We start from the raw sequence: 4159 nt of genomic DNA, 5'->3' as shown, positions 1-4159 counted from the left end.
GGATTGTCCGGCAGCGCAAAGCCGTGCGCCTTCTGGACATAGACCTTGACCTCCTGGCCGGGGTTGACCCGTTCGGCAAGGAAGGTCGAGGCAAGCCCCAGCCGCTTGCGCTTGCCGACCACGTAGCGCACGCAATCAACCGTCAGCCAGAGTTTTCCCGGCGTCGCATTGTGCGATGAGGAGATCGAATAGAGCCGCGGCTGCAGCGGCTCCAGCGCTTCCACGAAGGCCTCCGGATGCGGGCGCACGCCGGAAAATTTCTGCAAGGCCGCCATCACGTCGAGCGTCGCCGCATCGCGGTCGGGATCCTCGCCCTGCGCCAGGGCCCGCGCCTTCTCCCGTTGCGCGCCCCCAGTGATGAAGGAGATCAGCTCGAACAGCGTGTCCGGCGCCGGCGACAGCGACACGTCTTCGGTCAGCGCCTGGCGCAGGGTCTTGCCATTGACTTGCGTTGTGTGGGACGCGCCAAGCAGCGCGATGATCTGGTCCACCAGGCCGAGATCGTTGTGGGCAAAAATGCCGAAGGAATCGCCGACGACGTAATCGAGGCCAGGGCCTGACAGATCGAACTCGATGTGCCAGGTTTCCTTCTCGGATCCCTTCTTGTTGAGAAGACGCCGCGAGACGAATTTTGCGCTGACCGGATTGTCACGCGAACGCCCGGGCTCCGCGATGGTCGTCGAAACCTTGACCGCGGGCACGACGGCCGGCGATGGTGCCGCGGGGGCCTTGTCGAGCTCCTCGTGCAGCGCCTTCAGCATTCGGGCGGTTTCCTTGCCGCCGGGAACGCAGAGATTGAGCCGCGCTTCGCTGCGGCTCGCAATCGCGTCGGAATAGTCGCTGCAATTGTAGCCGCACTGGCCGCAATCCTGCTGCGCCATCGCGGCCATCATGCGCCGGCGCAGCGGCCGCCCCTCGGCAAGCTTCATGCGATCTGCGATGGGCATGGTCTGGTCGTGCCAGGGGGCCTCGCCGTCATCGCCGTCGCCCGATGGTGCGAGCATCGAGATGCCCTGCTCCGGAGCCAGCGGACTAGCCGTGCCATCGAGCCCGAGCATGCCGACCAGAAAGCCGTTCAGCCACAGCCGCTGGCTTTCGCTGAACGGCGCGCTCTGCGGAATGATTTCGAGCCGCGGCGGTTTGACGATCTGGTTCATTGGATTGCATCCGCGAGTTTGCGAAGGGACTCGCCGTCGTGACGGCGGGCAAAGCTGAGAAAAGTCTCATTGGCCGAGGCGCGATGGGCGAGATAGGCCTTTAGGAGCCGCTCGACCGTCTTCGGCGCGTCCTCGGCCTTGACATCGTGAAAAACCTCCTGGCCGATGTCGGCCTGCGGGCCAAAGCCGCCGCCGGCAAAGACATGATAGCCCTCGACCGTGTCGTCCTCGCTCGCGCCGGGCACTTTTGCCGCGATCAGGCCGATGTCGCTGATGTAATGCTGCGCGCAGGAGTGATGGCAGCCGGTGAGATGGATGTTGAGCGGCGTGTCGATCTCGACGCGCGGCTCGCACCAGTCGCCGATCGCGGCGGCATGGCCCTTGGTGTCGGATGCCGCGAACTTGCAGCCCTTGTTGCCGGTGCAGGCGATCAGCCCGGCCCGTATCTGTGAAGCCTTTGTCGCAAGCCCGAGCCTTTCGATCGCCGCCGTGGCGAGCGCGACATTTTCATCCCGTACGCCAGAGAGCAGGAGATTCTGCCAGACCGTGAGACGGATGTCGCCGTCACCAAAATCCTGCGCGATCTTGGCAAGGCCCCGCATCTGCGCGCAGGTGAGCTTGCCGACCGGCAGCACGACGCCGATCCAGTTCAGTCCCACCTGTTTCTGGGCGTGCGCGCCGATATGCGCCATGCGGTCGAAGGCCGGCCGCAGCGCGATCGCCTCGGCCGGCACGCGGGCGAGCTTGCGGCCGAGCCGCTCCTCGACCGCGAGCATGAATTTTTCGACGCCCATGCTGTCGAGTACATATTTCAGACGCGCCCTGAGGCGGTTGGTGCGGTCACCGGTGTCGATGAAGACCCTCACGATGGCGTCGGCAACGGCCGTCGCCTCCTCGGGCTTCACGACGATGCCGGTCTCCTTGGCAAAATCCTTGTGCCCGGTGATGCCGCCCACTCCAAGCCGGAACCAGACACCGGGCTCGACGCCAAAGCCGTCCTTCACCATGACGGCGGAGAAAGCAATGTCGTTGGTTTCCTCCAGCACCGCGATCCGCCCTGCGCCATCGAACGCGACGTTGAACTTGCGCGGCAGGCCGTAGAGTGAGCGGTCGTTGAGGATATGGTAGTGCCACTCGCGGGCATAGGGCCGGGTATCGAGCAGCTCCTGCGGATCGATGCCGGCCGTCGGCGTACCCGTGACATTGCGGATGTTGTCGGCGCCGGAGCCGCGCGAGCAGAGACCGAGGTCCTGGATGCCCTCGATCAGTGCCACGCTATTTTTGGGCTCGATCTCGCGGATCTGGATGTTCGCGCGCGTGGTGACGTGGCTGTAGCCGCCGCCATAGGCCTCGGCCAGGTCGGCAAGGCCGGACAGCTGCCAATGCTTCAAAATGCCGTTCGGCATGCGCAGCCGGCACATATAGGAATTTTGCGCCGGCGCGACATAGAACAGGCCAAAATAGCGCCAGCGGAAATTGTCGGCCGGTGACGGCGGCATGTTGGCCTTCGCCTGCCCTTTCAAGCGCTCATAGGCATCGAAGGGATGCTCTTCACGCTTGAACTTCTCCTGGTCCACGAGCTTCTTGCCGGAGGCCGTGGCCTTGTCCTGCGCCTTGAGATGCGCGGCTTCCGGGCCGGTCGGCTCGGCGCTTACGGTGCCGCCCGCGGCGCCCGCGACATTGCGGCCGACGCGACCGACCTGCACGCCGGTCATGAAGCCTTCGAGATAGCGCTTCTGCTCGTCGGAGAAGTCGCTGGTCGAGGGTGCTTCCAACTTCATGACGCCAGCACTTTCGAATCCATTTCGGCTTGAACGGCGAGCGCCTGCGATGCGGGCGACGGCTGTTGGGGTTTGTAGGTCGCGTAGAGCGCGAGCCCGGTGAACACGAAACCGCCGACGAGATTGCCGAGCGTGACCGGAATCTGGTTCCACAGCCACCAGTCGGAGAGGCTGACTTTGGCGCCGAGCAGCATACCGGTCGGGATGATGAACATGTTGACGACGGCGTGCTCGAAACCGAGCGCGAAGAAGGTGAAGATCGGCAGCCAGGTCGCAGCGATCTTTCCGACCGTCGAGGTCGACGTCATCGCCATGACGACGCCGAGACAGACGAGCCAGTTGCAGAGGATGCCCTTGACGAACACGCTGACCAGGCCCGCCGTGCCGAGCGCCTCGTTGGCGATCGTCTTGGCTTCGGCTGTTGCGACGATGCGGGCCGCGACGCCGGCCACGTCCGTCTTGCCCATGTTGGTGAGCGAGATCGCAATCAGTGCGCCGAAGGCGATGCTGCCGATCAGGTTGGCAACGAACACCCACGACCAGTTGGCGACGACGGCGCCCCATGTTGCCTTGCCCTCGAAGCGCGCCAGCGGCACCAGGGCAAAGCTGCCGGTGACGAGTTCGAGCCCGAGCAGCACGATCATCACGAGCGATACGGGAAAGATCAGCGCGCCGACGATCGGTTGGCCTGTCGTCACCGCGCCGGTGAATGCAAGCACGGTCGCGGCACCCAGCAGTGCGCCCGAAAGCGCGCCGCGAATGAGCAGGTCACGCGGGCCGAGCGCCAGCTTCTTCAGGCTGGCGTCGACCATTGAGGCAACGACATCGGCAGGTTTTGCGTAGTCCATTTCGAGGCTCCTGCTGCCACGCCCTGGCGTGGTCACAACGGGGGAAAGACATGCGATCGCCTCAAGGCTCGGTTCGACGGGCAGTGCCGCATCGGACATCGTGCTCAGGCAATCCGGTCAGCCTCGTTGCTGCGGACATCCATCATGGACCTGGGCCAGCAGACATCACCGCCGCGGCCTCGACTCTCCCTATTCAAAACGTGTGCCAACGCGATACGGATCGAAATTATGTGAGTTTTCAGTGGATTGCAGATTTTGCACTGCATGAACTGGATTGCAATTCATGCCTTTTGAAAAGGCAAAAGCTCAAACAATAAGCTACGAATCAGAATGCCTAAGTTTTCAGCTGACGTTCGCCGGCAGTCATGGCGCG

General features: G+C 63.8%; 3 protein-coding genes. All 3 read right to left on the bottom strand.

Going from position 1 to position 4159, the window contains the following annotated elements; translation table 11 throughout:
- On the bottom strand, positions 1-1157 hold a 1157-nt coding region (locus JOZ76_RS28510), incomplete at its 3' end, for a sulfite reductase subunit alpha (protein WP_291704378.1).
- Positions 1154-2938: a NirA family protein gene (locus JOZ76_RS28505; protein ID WP_291704377.1), complete on the bottom strand. Its 1785-nt coding sequence runs from the start codon at positions 2936-2938 to the stop codon at positions 1154-1156. The genes JOZ76_RS28505 and JOZ76_RS28510, both read right to left, overlap by 4 nt.
- A complete protein-coding gene (locus JOZ76_RS28500) occupies positions 2935-3786 on the bottom strand; it encodes a formate/nitrite transporter family protein (RefSeq protein WP_291704375.1) in 852 nt (283 codons plus the stop codon). The genes JOZ76_RS28505 and JOZ76_RS28500 overlap by 4 nt, the downstream gene beginning before the upstream one ends.
- Between the last annotated feature and the right edge of the window lie 373 nt (positions 3787-4159).

Origin of the sequence: Bradyrhizobium sp. (assembly GCF_019244115.1) — a bacterium.
GTDB lineage: Bacteria > Pseudomonadota > Alphaproteobacteria > Rhizobiales > Xanthobacteraceae > Bradyrhizobium.
This window is presented reverse-complemented; position numbering and strand designations above follow the sequence as displayed.